The sequence below is a fragment of the Pectobacterium betavasculorum genome (assembly GCF_000749845.1).
Classification (GTDB): domain Bacteria; phylum Pseudomonadota; class Gammaproteobacteria; order Enterobacterales; family Enterobacteriaceae; genus Pectobacterium; species Pectobacterium betavasculorum.
In genome coordinates this window covers 85,257-97,033 of the sequence record NZ_JQHM01000006.1, presented here as the reverse complement: position 1 = coordinate 97,033, position 11,777 = coordinate 85,257, and the positions used below count along the sequence as shown (strand labels likewise).

General features: G+C 49.0%; 12 protein-coding genes and 4 pseudogenes. 4 read left to right on the top strand and 12 right to left on the bottom strand.

Annotated elements, in window-relative coordinates:
- The first annotated feature begins 138 nt into the window (after nucleotides 1-138).
- The gene (gene aspA / locus KP22_RS14185) at nucleotides 139-1,578 is read left to right on the top strand and encodes an aspartate ammonia-lyase (protein ID WP_039304370.1); all 1,440 of its coding nucleotides are present in this window, start codon (nucleotides 139-141) and stop codon (nucleotides 1,576-1,578) included.
- Nucleotides 1,579-1,767: 189 nt separating this feature from the next.
- Here the strand turns inward: aspA and KP22_RS14180 are convergent, their stop codons facing one another.
- On the bottom strand, nucleotides 1,768-2,889 hold the full coding sequence (locus tag KP22_RS14180) for a ribosomal protein uL16 3-hydroxylase (protein ID WP_039324874.1): 1,122 nt from the start codon (nucleotides 2,887-2,889) through the stop codon (nucleotides 1,768-1,770).
- A 90-nt stretch (nucleotides 2,890-2,979) separates the two neighbouring features.
- Nucleotides 2,980-3,408, bottom strand: coding sequence for a GNAT family N-acetyltransferase (locus tag KP22_RS14175; protein ID WP_039324872.1), 429 nt, complete (start codon nucleotides 3,406-3,408; stop codon nucleotides 2,980-2,982).
- A gap of 291 nt (nucleotides 3,409-3,699) precedes the next feature.
- Here KP22_RS14175 and KP22_RS14170 point away from each other — a divergent pair.
- The 3 genes and pseudogenes from KP22_RS14170 to KP22_RS14165 form a co-directional block, all read left to right on the top strand.
- Nucleotides 3,700-4,038 (top strand): annotated as a pseudogene (locus KP22_RS14170) (AAA family ATPase); the annotation flags it as partial.
- Nucleotides 4,039-4,049: 11 nt separating this feature from the next.
- A pseudogene (locus KP22_RS21825) lies at nucleotides 4,050-4,202 on the top strand (type II toxin-antitoxin system RelE/ParE family toxin); the annotation flags it as partial.
- Nucleotides 4,192-4,476: a helix-turn-helix domain-containing protein gene (locus tag KP22_RS14165; protein WP_039304361.1), complete on the top strand. Its 285-nt coding sequence runs from the start codon at nucleotides 4,192-4,194 to the stop codon at nucleotides 4,474-4,476. The pseudogene KP22_RS21825 and the gene KP22_RS14165, both read left to right, overlap by 11 nt.
- A gap of 246 nt (nucleotides 4,477-4,722) precedes the next feature.
- On the opposite strand, the gene KP22_RS22215 is transcribed toward KP22_RS14165, so the two are convergent.
- The 10 genes and pseudogenes from KP22_RS22215 to radC form a co-directional block, all read right to left on the bottom strand.
- Nucleotides 4,723-4,884, bottom strand: a complete 162-nt coding sequence (locus tag KP22_RS22215) for a CopG family transcriptional regulator (protein ID WP_081926251.1) — start codon at nucleotides 4,882-4,884, stop codon at nucleotides 4,723-4,725.
- An 18-nt stretch (nucleotides 4,885-4,902) separates the two neighbouring features.
- Nucleotides 4,903-5,794: pseudogene (locus tag KP22_RS14160) on the bottom strand (tyrosine-type recombinase/integrase).
- A gap of 350 nt (nucleotides 5,795-6,144) precedes the next feature.
- A complete protein-coding gene (locus KP22_RS14155; RefSeq protein ID WP_039324870.1) occupies nucleotides 6,145-6,942 on the bottom strand; it encodes a helix-turn-helix transcriptional regulator in 798 nt (265 codons plus the stop codon).
- Between the two features lie 143 nt (nucleotides 6,943-7,085).
- Nucleotides 7,086-7,919 (bottom strand): DUF4942 domain-containing protein, encoded by an 834-nt coding sequence (locus KP22_RS14150; RefSeq protein WP_039324868.1) that lies wholly within the window; start codon nucleotides 7,917-7,919, stop codon nucleotides 7,086-7,088.
- A 147-nt stretch (nucleotides 7,920-8,066) separates the two neighbouring features.
- Nucleotides 8,067-8,801 (bottom strand): retron system putative HNH endonuclease, encoded by a 735-nt coding sequence (locus tag KP22_RS14145; RefSeq protein ID WP_072012584.1) that lies wholly within the window; start codon nucleotides 8,799-8,801, stop codon nucleotides 8,067-8,069.
- 148 nt (nucleotides 8,802-8,949) lie between these two features.
- Nucleotides 8,950-10,192, bottom strand: a pseudogene (locus tag KP22_RS14140) (AAA family ATPase).
- Nucleotides 10,193-10,285: 93 nt separating this feature from the next.
- Entirely contained in the window at nucleotides 10,286-10,636 is a 351-nt protein-coding gene (locus KP22_RS14135) for a TA system toxin CbtA family protein (RefSeq protein ID WP_039324866.1), read from the bottom strand.
- 24 nt (nucleotides 10,637-10,660) lie between these two features.
- Nucleotides 10,661-11,011: a type IV toxin-antitoxin system YeeU family antitoxin gene (locus KP22_RS14130; protein ID WP_039324864.1), complete on the bottom strand. Its 351-nt coding sequence runs from the start codon at nucleotides 11,009-11,011 to the stop codon at nucleotides 10,661-10,663.
- A 24-nt stretch (nucleotides 11,012-11,035) separates the two neighbouring features.
- Nucleotides 11,036-11,257: a DUF987 domain-containing protein gene (locus KP22_RS14125; protein ID WP_039324862.1), complete on the bottom strand. Its 222-nt coding sequence runs from the start codon at nucleotides 11,255-11,257 to the stop codon at nucleotides 11,036-11,038.
- 13 nt (nucleotides 11,258-11,270) lie between these two features.
- A complete protein-coding gene (gene radC / locus KP22_RS14120; RefSeq protein ID WP_052012535.1) occupies nucleotides 11,271-11,756 on the bottom strand; it encodes a RadC family protein in 486 nt (161 codons plus the stop codon).
- Between the last annotated feature and the right edge of the window lie 21 nt (nucleotides 11,757-11,777).

The following is an 11,777-nucleotide window of genomic DNA, read 5'->3' as shown; positions in this document are numbered from 1 at the left end:
ATCAAAATCGTGGTGGGTTCGTGCTACCTGAAAACACCGAAACAGCATAGCAAAACCCTAAAAAATCATAGTCTTAATATTTAAAACGATGCTGCGTACGATGCTGCGTACATCGAACAAGAAAAAGGAAGAAGATCCATGTCAACGAATATCCGCATTGAAGAAGACCTGTTAGGGACCCGCGAAGTCCCTGCTGACGCGTATTATGGTATCCATACGCTGCGTGCGATTGAGAATTTTTATATTAGCAATAGTACTATCAGCGATATCCCAGAATTTGTCCGCGCCATGGTGATGGTAAAAAAAGCCGCCGCGCTGGCGAATAAAGAGCTGCAAACTATCCCGCGTAAAATTGCCGATACTATCCTGCAAGCCTGTGATGAAGTGCTGAACAACGGTAAATGTCTGGATCAGTTCCCTATCGATGTCTATCAGGGCGGCGCGGGTACGTCAGTCAACATGAACACCAACGAAGTGTTGGCGAATATCGGTCTGGAGCTGATGGGTCACCAGAAAGGTGAATACCAATACCTGAACCCGAACGACCACCTGAACAAATGCCAGTCCACTAACGATGCTTACCCGACTGGCTTCCGTATCGCGGTGTATACCTCCATCCTGAAACTGGTCGAAGCGATTACGCAGTTGAGCGATGGCTTTGAGCGCAAAGCAAAAGAGTTCGAAAACATCCTGAAAATGGGCCGTACCCAGTTGCAGGACGCCGTTCCGATGACCCTCGGTCAGGAATTCCACGCATTCAACGTGCTGCTGAAAGAAGAAAATCGCAACCTGCTACGCACCGCCGAGCTGTTACTGGAAGTGAATCTGGGCGCAACGGCCATCGGTACACGTCTGAACACGCCGGATGAGTATCAGAAACTGGCCGTTCAACATCTGGCGAAAGTCAGTGGCCTGCCGTGCGTACCGGCTGAAGACCTGATCGAAGCGACTTCCGACTGTGGTGCTTACGTGATGATGCACAGCGCTCTGAAACGCGTTGCGGTTAAGCTGTCGAAGATCTGTAACGACCTGCGCCTTCTGTCGTCAGGCCCGCGTACTGGCCTGAACGAAATCAACCTGCCAGAATTGCAGGCCGGCTCGTCCATCATGCCAGCCAAAGTTAACCCAGTCGTACCAGAAGTAGTGAATCAGGTGTGCTTCAAGGTCATCGGCAACGATACCTGCGTCACCATGGCGGCAGAAGCGGGTCAATTGCAGTTGAACGTGATGGAGCCGGTTATCGGACAGGCGATGTTCGAGTCCATCCAGATTCTGTCCAGCGCTTGCTATAACCTGCTGGAAAAATGCGTCGACGGCATCACTGCTAATAAAGACGTGTGTGAAGCTTACGTCTTCAACTCTATCGGTATCGTAACCTACCTGAACCCGTTCATCGGCCATCACAACGGCGATATCGTTGGGAAAATCTGTGCCGAAACCGGCAAGAGCGTACGTGAAGTGGTGCTGGAGCGCGGTCTGCTGACCGAAGAACAACTGGACGACATTTTCTCCATTCAGAACCTGATGCATCCCGCTTACAAAGCTAAACGCTACACCGACGAAAACGAAGCCGTTTAATTTTCGTTTTCTAGCACTGGTTTGATGATGCTCACACTGACTCGGAGGAAACTCCGAGTCTTTTTTGGCTAATTATATACACCCTAAATAATTCGAGTTTCAGGCAGGCGGTAAGAGAAGGACTCCCGATGAGCTTACTCAGATAAGTGATTCGGGTGATGCTCTCGAAGGCCGCAACTGAGAAAAGTGTTATTCGTCGAAAAACCAGTAACCCTGATTAACCAGCCCGGTTAACTCAGCCACGAATGCTGGACTCTTCAGCGCCTCGCCCAGCTCTTGTTTACCAAGCACGGTGTAACGACATAACGCATCAGCCGCTTTCGGATCGACCATATCCAGTCGTTCGCTGTTGATGAAGTAGCTACCGCCTACTTCCAGAACACGCAGCCCGCTCAGGCGTGTCAACACACCACCGTCCATCAACGCACCGACAATCTCGTCCTGCTCATAAGGCGGCTCTGCCGGAGCGATATCCAACTCGTGGCGCGGCGTCGTCACAAAGCGACCGAACCACTGTTTCAGCGCTTCCGGCTGATTAATCACGTCAATCATCATCTCGCGCAGACGGTCAAACTCATAGTCTTCAACTCGTCCCGGATGCTCCCGACAGGCCAAATCAGGATCGCTATAATGCTCACCACCGAGATCGTTCTCCAGCACGTAGTCAGCAAAGCTGCTGATTAAGTCTCTACCGTTCGGGCCACGGAACCCCACGGAATAGTTGAGCGCAGTCTCGTGAGTAAAACCATCGTGTGGGAAACCGGGCGGAATATAAAGAATGTCGCCCGATTCAAGATCTTCATCAATGATCGGCGGGAAGGGATCGACATGCAGCAGCGCAGGATGCGGGCAGAACTGACGCATCGGCAATTTATCACCCACCCGCCAACGGCGGCTGCCCATCCCCTGAATGATAAAGACATCGTACTGATCGATATGCGGACCAACGCCACCGCCCGGTACGGAAAAGGAGATCATCAGGTCATCTAAACGCCAGTCCGGTAACGCGCGGAACGGACGCACGAGTTCAGCAGACGGCGCATGCCAGTGGTTCACCGCCTGAGCCAGCAGCGACCAGCCAGTTTCACCCAGGTTATCAAAATGCTCAAACGGCCCGTTGCTGGCCTGCCACTGACCATTTTTATGGCTGACCAGACGGCTATCTACCTCCGCCTCCATCGCCAAACCAGCCAGCTCATCTGGCGTAATCGGATCGACAAAATGAGGGAAAGCGTTCTTCAATACAACAGGTTGTTTTTGCCAGTATTTTTCTAAGAATTCAGGCCAATTAAGATTAAGTTGATAAGCCATACGTTCACACCAGTGAGAAGAGAAACGGGCATGATTATAAAGAGGGTAACGCCTGGTCTACCTTGTCATTGGTCAATAGGCAGATAACTATCATGCAGTCTGTATATTTTTCTTTATTAGATAATGTCTTAACATGCCTTCCTCAGGAAAATCAGGTAAGGACATTTGCAACTGATAACCTTGCTTTTCATAGAAGGGAAGCGCCTGAAAACTAAACGTATCCACAAGCACATGGCTGCACCCAAGGCGCATAGCCTCCTGTTCTGCTTCTCTCACCAAGGCGCTGCCGAGCTTTAGGCCTCTGGATTCTTCACCCACCCACAAATAATCAATACACAGCCACAATCCTTTACGCATTGCAATCAGCCCGCCAGTCATGACTCCGGCGCTATTTCGATGAAAAATACCCAATTGCCCAAAAGAAGCAGGACTAATAAATTGACGATTGTAGCTTCTCAGGCCAGCAAAAAGTTCTTCCCGATCGCCATTCGTAATATCGTGCGCCACGATTAATTCCATTAGTCCCCCTCTGCTCCCGTTTATTAAAAATGCATAGTCTGTATGAATAACGCGTAGCTGAAATATGGTTTCAGGGATTCCCGAACTTCTGCGCACCCCATACAAGTCGCTGTGTCAGCATAAGCACAATACACCTTGCGGTATATGACTCTTTTTCATGACGATTTTTACTATCTGTGTGTGGTTAAAGGAAGGTGAGAGTTTAGAGCTCATTTGGGAGTGTTTCCAGGAGAGGGGATTGGGGAACTAAAACGGGTGTACTTACACGTACAGCAGGTGATACGTGCCGCACTTTACGTGGACGATGATGGCGACCCGATCACCTCACTGGTGCTGAATGATGAAGGCCGTGAAGTCAGGGAAGATGAGGCTGCCAGCGATCCCGATTTAGCCGGTATCCCACGGCTGACGGAAAACCATTTTGCCCTATGGCAGGCCATTCGCTCACGCACGGCCAACGGTGAAGGCTGCACCCGTTCATTGGTGCGGGATGATATGTGGGCAATGGGATTTGATGTGAATAAGAAATTCACCCGCTGGTTGGACAAGCTGGAAAAGGATGGCCTGATCGCCTTTGAGGGGGAACGGATTACACCGCTATCGCAACGGAATAAGGTGGGGATAGTTTGATACGCTATGAAGGCAGCAAAGACATAAGCAGAACGTTTTTTGCTTACGCAAAAGGACGTAAGATCTATATTTTAAGGACATTCGTAAAGAAAACCCCTAAGACCCCGAAAGCTGAAATAGCGCTGGCAAAGTCAAGATGGGAGGAATTGAAAGATGGCAGTTAAAGGTATCAACTTCTCTGAAGTTAAAGAGAAAGCACTTTCTAATCATGAAGTTAAAAAAGCGTATGAGGACGAAACTCAAGAAGAAACGCTTCGAGCTGTTCTGATCGAAATGAAGTCCAAGTCAGGTCTGACAAGTACAGAGATCGCCGCTCGCATGGGTGTAAGCCAACCTGCGGTGAGCCGCCTTGAGAGAAATGTTTCCAGTGCGAGTATCTCAACCTTACAACGGTATGCCGCTGCTTGCGGTATGCAGCTTAAGCTGTCACTGGGTTAAGATTCGCGCGGTATTTATAAGCCGGATTTTGCACTGGCTTGTCGGCTAGTGTCGGTGCTACAGGTTCCGGCTTGCTACTTCTATACGGTGGAAGACGATCTGGCAGAAATGATACGTGAGTATTATGAGCAGCAGGAAAAATCATCCACATAAGACAAATGAGCGCCAGCCCCTCCCAAAAAAGGGGCGGGAGCGGAGCTTAATGCATAGGCTTTCGATACAGGACACGCCCCGTATCTCTATCGATTATGCTTTTTTCAGTCTGGCGATAAACATCTGCATATCAAAGTGATTAACAACATGCCCTGTATCAACATCGGCAAGTCCTTGTAAGACCCTCTGATGACGCTGTTCTGCCTCTTCAATCAGAGACGTAAGCGCTTCCGCTGATTTTTTCGTTTTTTTCATCGCTAAGACCCTAATGAATCAAACATTTTTAAACTCATACGGCACCACATACTCATCCCGATTGGCATCCAGATAATCCGCCCACCATTGCAACATTAGTCTGCGCTCATCCAGATGCTCCGCTTTGTGGATGTAGGCAGCACGAACGCCATTGCGTCCCTGATGACTCATTTGCCGTTCTACCGCATCCCGTGACCACTGGCCGGATTCCACCAGTGCGCTACAGGCCATGGTGCGGAAGCCGTGTCCGCACACTTCGGTAGTGGTGTCATAGCCCATGGTTCGTAATGCGTTGTTGACGGTGTTTTCACTCATCGGTTTAGTTGGCCGACGATCGCCGGGGAAAATCAGTTCATGAGCACCGCTGATGGCCTTAATCTCTTCCAGCAGCGCTAAAGCCTGTCGGGATAACGGCACCAGATGCTCAGAGCGCATCTTTGCGCCGCGCTGCGAATGCTTCACACCGGGAATGGCTTCACGTTCAGCCGGTATCGTCCACATGGCGCGTTTAAAATCGATTTCCGGCCAGCGGGCAAAACGTAGTTCGCTAGAACGGATAAAAACGCACAGCGTGAGTTTTAAGGCCAGTCTGGTTAACGCCCGCCCTTTGTGGCGCTCCATCATTGCCAGAAAATCCGGCAGTTTATTCAGTTTCAGGGCTGGCCGATGGGTGGATGCCCTCCGACAGCAGCAATCGCACCTCATCACTTTTCTCTCTGGCTTTTGCCAGCGAGACTAGCGGATAGGCACCGAACGCAATCCGGCTTTCCTTACCTTCAAAGCGATATTTGGGATACCAGCGCTTAGGGCCGTTAGGACTCACCAAAAGATACAGGCCGTGCGCGTCCGCGAGTTTATAGGCTTTCTCGTGGGGCTTGGCGGTACGGGCAACAACGTCGGCCAGCGCCATAATTTGGGGGTCAACTCATAATCGAAGTGAATTGACCCTTATCTTGACCCCCAAATCATCTGGATGTCAATGGACGAGGAAAGACCGCTGTGGATAAAATAGACAAAAAATCATAGAGGAGAGTGAAATTAAAATCGTTATTTTACAGATAGATATGGACGTTACTGGACGATTATGGACATAAAAAAAGCCACCCAAAGGTGACTTGATTTTCATACTATGGTGCGAAGGCCGCACCGTGATTCATGACATAACCAATTGAAATAAATGTATTTATAAAAACAAGATACCACGATATATACTCACATGTATACTCAACGCGATTCCCTGTGAATACAGCTAGCTAAAAACTATTCTTCATCTTCTTCCACAGGCTCCAGCGCGTCAAGTACGACTCGCACCATGGCAATAGAACCAATGCGGATAAAAGCATCTTCCCCATCTTCGTCGGTTAGCATATAACGATCTGTCGTTTCAGGCTCGCAGTCCAGTTTTTCAAAGAACGCATTCAACTGACCGATATCATCCGCCTCTTCGTTTTGCGGCGCATCAGGCTCAACGCTCAGCGGAATCACAGGGCCACCGTTCACCAAGGTGATATGGACATTAAAATAATCGTCTTCATAGTCGTCTTCTTCTTCGCTCATGATGGGAGCAAAGCCATCAGACAGGAACTGATGAAATACCACTTCGCGCATATTTAACGCATAACGATACTCGGAAGAATCAAGAACGAAGAAGCGCTCTGTGTTTGGAGAGTTTTTTTCCTGAAAATAATAATAAAACCTCCGCTTATCCGCAGCTGAAATGGGCAACAACAAATAGTCCTGCTGTCCCTGAAGCCAAAGCTTTACGGTCCAGAGACCGCTATCCATTTCAATACCGCCTGTGGCTATCGTCTCAAGATCTTCATCAGTTTTACGGCGCTTCTTGTGAAAGTCGTTAATCAACTGATCACTTTCCGGGAATACGATATTTAAAGGCTTATCCAGGGCATTGCATATTGCCTGTGCAAAGCCTAGCTTTGCTGCGACCTTTCCGGTTTCGATACGCTGGATTTGCTGTTGGCTGGTGCCGACCATATACGCCAGCTCGCGCTGAGTGATCGACAGTTGGGTACGAAGCTGTTTGATATTGTTCTGTATCATGGTATCGCTCTTCTGATGAGATTGATGACAAGCATTAACACACAAAAAAGAGTAAAAACACATTTATGTGTTTTCAGATGAATGTTCGGTATAAGTGTGGAAGATTTGAAAGACCATTACCCAAAAGCGAAGATCTTTTACACTCACTTAGCAGCCAGCATTCCCGGATAGTGCTTCGCGATGATATCGTTCATCTTCTCTACCAAATCCATACGCTTAAACGTGATATGACCACTGCCCTTTTGGAAAAGGCGTATAGTGAAGAGATGATCTCCGAATACCTGCTGTCGTGGATTATCGCGAATGAAGTTCATCAGTCGAATAGTTACATCGTGCCGGTTATCAGGAATGGTTTTGCCATCTAGCAGAAACAACATGCGCTCCAGGTCGGCTAACTGGTCACGCCGCCAGCCCCAACTCAGGCTATAACCCCATTTGTCGTACTTCACCAGATTGTTGACGATTATCTTCTTACCGAAATAACAGGGATTATTGGTTTTGTAGTCCCAGCTTAACCCTTTAAATACATTGATGATGCCACGCTCAAAGACCTCTTGCTTGTTGTGGTGGAGTTGTTCAAAGGTACTCAGAATGTTGGCTTCGCTAATAGCCGGGAGATCGCCCTCCTCCAGGTTCTTCGCCCACTGACTGCGGGCTTCGGCATCCATCAGGGTCAACATCCCGGACTTCAGCATGAGATCGCGCCAGATACTACGGTCGATATTGCGGGTAATCACCGGCATCGCTTTATCTACTGATTGCATCAGCCAGCAGTCGAAAGAATGACCCTGCCGCATCGCCCAATGATTAGCGACGTCGCCACCAATCCCGGAAGTGAGTCGGGAAATGTCATCAAGCTGACGAATCAGCGCCTCAATCTGTTTCAACGCAGCATCACGACCGGTGACGATACATTCAATGCTGGTCGAGCAAATTAGCTCATTATGATCGGTTAAAACCTCAGCTTCTGTTGGCATGATATTTTGTCCGTAAAAGCAAACGCGCTTACCGAGAGTGGCAGGCGCATTACGCAGTGAAATAAAGTTGAATAAATCTTGAGGGTGTAAATCAGGAAGGCGACTCGCAATAAATCATGCTGTCGCCCTGAATCTGGAATGGTGGTGCTAAATTAAGGCAGGGGCGTGGCTCTGTAATACTTGTTCAGCTTCTTGCTGGAAAAACTGGCGTGTAATACTGAAGAATTCATGCAGTTTATGATCTGCTGAGGGAACCAGATCAAGCTGAAGTAATTGGTGCAGATCCCAGTCTTTTTCAATGTGTTCATCAAAAAGCTGTTCCAGCTCTTCCCAATGATTACGACGTTCCGTTTGAAGGAATCCGCTGTTCAGGTTTAGTAGATCAATGGTGTATTGCGCGTTCTCCATTTCTTGTGCATTTAGCCCATCAGCAGGAACTATCCGACCATCAGAAAGGTAAGCAAAATAACGGTAACAATCGTGAATATGGCAATGGATAAATTTTGCCGTATCTACAGCATCTTGTTTCCCCATAGCGTGACCGCCAAAGGCATTTTTACTTTTCAGTTGAAATAAACCACCATTTGGCCCTGAATTTAATGCACTTGCAGCCAGATTTAGATAATCAAAAGTTCGTTCTGGTCGTTGGCTTTTATTCTCAACATGCTCAATGTGATAGCCTAACCTACGCTCGTCAGCACGTATTTCAGTGTAGCAGCAAAGATGATACTGCTCATCGAGAAGACGGGCCATTAAGTCCGCTTTATTATCCCGGCCAAAACGCCGCCAGCGACTGGTTGATTGATCAGAATTATGTGGCGGATTTTCATTTGCAGTAAGTAAGGCATCTGTTCCCCGTCGGTTTTTGGTCACATGCCTCATTGTGCTTTTCCTTTCAGCAGTTTTTGCCGAGCAATACTGCGCTGTAAACGCTGGAGCTGTGGGTGATGTTCACCCAAAGCGGCTTGCAAGGTAGCCATGAGTTGCTGTGTTTCCAGATCATCGTATTTCCCCTGATCGATCAACACCGTCAGTTTTTGTAGATCAGCCTTTTCCTTAACAGGAGGTTGTGGATCGACACCCATAACGCTGTGCAGAACGTCATTACTCGGTTCGCCGTAAGTTGATCCCTGTGGTATTGATGCCAGTCCGTTACCTTTATCATCCTGTTCAAGCAGGCGAACAGACTCCCGTTTGACCGTGCTGATAACCTGTGGGCTATGGGTAGTGACAATAAACTGGATCTTCGGAAATGCGCTGCGTAAAGACTGGATAATTTGCTGCTGCCAGGCTGGGTGCAGGAACATATCGACTTCATCGATCAGGACAATTCCCTGCGTCTGTAGGGCGGCTTTATCGCGTAAGTGTGGGTTGAGTTTGACACAACGAAACGCTATATCTGCCACCATTGCCACAGCATTACGTAGCCCGTCGCTGAGTTGGTTAAGTGGGAGAATGCCATGTTGCGGATGGCGCATTATCAATTGCTGGTTATAAGTAGAGCTATATTCCAGATCGTACCAGCCAGTTGCGCTCTGCGTCAGGCAATTAATAGCTTGCTTAATTGTCTGTACAGCATCGAGTATTATGTCACCACGAAAAGCTTCCACTATATTTGTTACAGGGGTTTCCAGTGATTTAATCTGGAATTCCCGCAGGCTGCGCCACAGCCAGCTATACCACTGCTCAAATTGTTTATAATTTGAGGTAGCAGAAAGACAGTCGTCGTATCCCGACAAACGTGAAAATGCACTGTTATCCAGACGCTGCTCATCAGATTGCGGTTTGTAGCGATCCTGATACCACAAACGCGCCGTTCCCAGATAAAGCGCCAGTGGAAGAACGATGGGTCGTGCATTATTTTCATCCCGTACCTGTGCCTTGAGTTGTTCCCCCCATTGGGTGAGATCCGCAGCCCCCCGGTCCTCACTTGATGCTCGTTCTCCCTGGAGACCGCTCATCCATTTTGCCTTCTTTCCACTTTCCCATTCGCCTTCAGCGGTAATAGTTGTTAATGGCGACCTCTCCATATTCAGCGCTTCCTGGCGAAAAACCAGACGCAAATCCTCTGTGCGTATACCAAGCGATCGGCTGTTATACAGACTGGTGTCAAAACTGCGAATAAAAGGGATCAACGACAGTCGTACCGCATCCAGCACTGTCGTCTTGCCCGCACCGTTCGGTGCAACTAGAATCGTAATGTGTTCATCAAAGGTAATATCGAGCTGTCTGAAGCAACGAAAGTTAAGCAGTGAAAGTTTGTCGATTCTCATTACACCAGCCTCGCCTGTTTTTATGTTTTAGTATAATAACATTTATAGCCCGCTTTAAACGGGCACTGGTTACATCTTTTATCATGTTTTGAATCAACCATCTGGCTGATTACATTTGCGTTTTTTGCACTGAGTTAGCAAACCGGTTGCCTGCCTTGCCCGTAAAATATCTACAGCCCGAAGACAAGGTGACTGCTCCTGACAGTTAAACCCTCTGCGATCGATACGAACCAGTTCGTACTTTTCCACCAGAAAGTTAACGGCATCAGCCAGCGTGGTACCGGCGTTGATATGCTCCTGAATAACGGTTTCATCACTGAACGGCGTGTCGTTCAGCGTCAGGCCATAGTGTTGCTTAAGCAGACGCGTAAGTAGCGTTTGCCAGACAAGCACAGGCGGCGGGCATGGCTTCGCCACCCACTGATTTGCAGGAAGAGTTTTCATAAGGTTTCTCGTTAGGAAATTGAGTTAACGTTGAGTGGGATAGATAGCGATGTAAACGTAGCCGTGCGAACCGAGCGTATCGGCCTCGCAGGTCAGCCCTCTGGCATACAACGTGACACAATGCAGGTGCCGTGGATTCAGTTCACCGCTGGTGAGCATTAACTCCAGCTGTTTCATCAATACCGGGAAAGCCTGGTCAAGATGGCGCAAATCCGCATCGCAGAACTGACCTTCAAAATTCGCACGGTCAGCCAGATAATGCAGGCGATTCCCCTCCTGGACCAGACGGGCCCCAAAACACGGAGAGACACTGCGCCTGAGCCCCCACCAGGGTTCGCTGATATCATGCGTTGTTATCGTGGTTTTCTTCGACAAAATGTAGTCCTCCTTAATCGTGAATTAATTCAGGCTTACGCTGCGTAATACGACATACGGGCCATTGCGGTCCTGACGGCGCTCAGCGAATACGGCCAGTACACCGCTGATATCTTCCACCTCGCGACCGGCATAGTGGCAGATGCTGCCGGACCATTTATATTTGCCGGTAAAGAAGCGAAACAACCGGGACTGTGGATGCTGGCGGTATATCGCCATTGCCTGACGTTTACTGATAATTTTCATTAATACTCCTCCCTTACAACCAGCCCCGTTCGGCAAACGAGACGATATCCATTCCGCCGATGACGAGGTGGTCCAGGAGACGGATATCCACCATGTCCAGTGCATGCTTTAGCTGCTCAGTCATCTTCCGGTCAGCATGACTGGGTTCGGCAAGCCCTGACGGGTGATTATGCGCAAGTACGGCAGCCGCAGCATTGTGTTTCAGGCCTGCCTTAACGATTTCACGCGGATGCACGGTGACAGTGCTGATGGTGCCCAGAAACAGCGTGTCGTAAGCAATAAGCCGGTGCTGGTTGTCGAGCCACAGTACGGCGAATTCCTCACGTTGCTCCTGCGTCAGTTGCAGACGAAGCCAGTCGCGTACCGAACTGCTGGTGGTGAAGGCCGCACCGGGTTCACGTAGCTGGCGTTCCAGAATGTTCAGTGCCCGCCGGATGGTACGCTGCGCATACGGCGTCATGGCGGGGCGCGGGTGAGGATGTACTGAGGCGGGGAACATATCGGGTTGTAATGGTGCGGG

What these genes read in the sequence shown, in the direction of transcription:
- KP22_RS14165 (WP_039304361.1), top strand. Translation starts at nt 4,192, where the DNA reads ATGGCAGTTAAAGGTATCAACTTCTCTGAAGTTAAAGAGAAAGCACTT.
- KP22_RS14135 (WP_039324866.1), bottom strand. Translation starts at nt 10,636, where the DNA reads ATGAAAACTCTTCCTGCAAATCAGTGGGTGGCGAAGCCATGCCCGCCG.
- KP22_RS14155 (WP_039324870.1), bottom strand. Translation starts at nt 6,942, where the DNA reads ATGATACAGAACAATATCAAACAGCTTCGTACCCAACTGTCGATCACT.
- aspA (WP_039304370.1), top strand. Translation starts at nt 139, where the DNA reads ATGTCAACGAATATCCGCATTGAAGAAGACCTGTTAGGGACCCGCGAA.
- KP22_RS22215 (WP_081926251.1), bottom strand. Translation starts at nt 4,884, where the DNA reads ATGAAAAAAACGAAAAAATCAGCGGAAGCGCTTACGTCTCTGATTGAA.
- KP22_RS14180 (WP_039324874.1), bottom strand. Translation starts at nt 2,889, where the DNA reads ATGGCTTATCAACTTAATCTTAATTGGCCTGAATTCTTAGAAAAATAC.
- radC (WP_052012535.1), bottom strand. Translation starts at nt 11,756, where the DNA reads ATGTTCCCCGCCTCAGTACATCCTCACCCGCGCCCCGCCATGACGCCG.
- KP22_RS14125 (WP_039324862.1), bottom strand. Translation starts at nt 11,257, where the DNA reads ATGAAAATTATCAGTAAACGTCAGGCAATGGCGATATACCGCCAGCAT.
- KP22_RS14150 (WP_039324868.1), bottom strand. Translation starts at nt 7,919, where the DNA reads ATGCCAACAGAAGCTGAGGTTTTAACCGATCATAATGAGCTAATTTGC.
- KP22_RS14175 (WP_039324872.1), bottom strand. Translation starts at nt 3,408, where the DNA reads ATGGAATTAATCGTGGCGCACGATATTACGAATGGCGATCGGGAAGAA.
- KP22_RS14145 (WP_072012584.1), bottom strand. Translation starts at nt 8,801, where the DNA reads ATGAGGCATGTGACCAAAAACCGACGGGGAACAGATGCCTTACTTACT.